This is a genomic window from Rhizobium mulingense (assembly GCF_029194105.1).
GTDB classification, from domain to species: Bacteria; Pseudomonadota; Alphaproteobacteria; order Rhizobiales; family Rhizobiaceae; genus Rhizobium; species Rhizobium mulingense.
This window is the reverse complement of record NZ_JARFVE010000059.1, coordinates 1-981: the sequence shown is the minus strand read 5'-3', so window position 1 is coordinate 981 and position 981 is coordinate 1. Positions and strand designations below refer to the sequence as shown.

At 60.4% G+C, this 981-nt stretch carries 1 pseudogene; it reads left to right on the top strand.

The window, feature by feature from the left end:
• Nucleotides 1-77: 77 nt before the first annotated feature.
• Nucleotides 78-905 (top strand): annotated as a pseudogene (gene tnpC / locus PYR71_RS30660) (IS66 family transposase); the annotation flags it as partial.
• Nucleotides 906-981: the final 76 nt, after the last annotated feature.

Sequence of the window (981 nt, the reverse complement as noted above, 5' to 3'; positions counted from 1 at the left end):
CCAAGCGCTGATCTACAGCATATGGGGGGTCAAAATTGGACGCCGATAAGGGGTGAACTTTGGACGCCGATTGACAGCTGGCGATGATCCTGTTTGAGAAGTTCGCCCAGCATCAACCGCTGAACCGCCAGAGCGAGCGCTATGGCCGAGAGGGGATCGACCTCAGCTTATCGACACTGGCCGACCAGGTCGGTGCTTGCGCGGCGGCGCTGAAGCCCATTCATTCGTTGATCGAGGCGCATGTTCTGGCCGCCGAGCGGCTGCATGGCGACGACACCACCGTGCCGATCCTGGCGAAAGGCAAAACCGATACGGGGCGCATCTGGACATATGTCCGGGATGACCGACCGTTCAGCGGGCAGTCACCACCCGCAGCTCTTTACTATGCGTCGCGGGACCGGCGGCAGGAGCATCCCGAGCGCCACCTGAAGACCTTCACCGGCATTCTGCAAGCGGATGCTTATGGCGGCTACAATCCCCTGTTCAAGGTTGACCGCGATCCCGATCCGCTGACGCAGGCACTGTGCTGGGCGCACTCACGCCGCAAGTTCTTTGTGCTCGCTGACATTGCCACGAATGCCAAACGCGGCAGCCGTGCCATGCCGATCTCGCCGCTGGCGCTGGAGGCTGTCAAACGGATCGATGCCCTGTTCGACATCGAGCGGGAGATCAACGGGCTTGCCGCCGACGAACGCCTGCAGCGCCGTCGCATCGACAGCCTCTCACTCGTCAAAGAACTCGAGGACTGGATGCGGACCGAGCGGGCAAAGCTGTCGCGCAGTTCTCCTGTCGCCGAGGCTATCGATTACATGCTGAAGCGTTGGGACGGCTTCACGTCATTCCTGGAAGATGGGAGAATTTGCCTGACGAACAATGCAGCCGAGCGGGCGCTGCGAGGCTTTGCCGGACCTGAGTCATTGTGCACTCCCTCTTTAAGTATCTGTAAACATTGGAAGCGTCTCGGTGTCAGCAATGCGACAC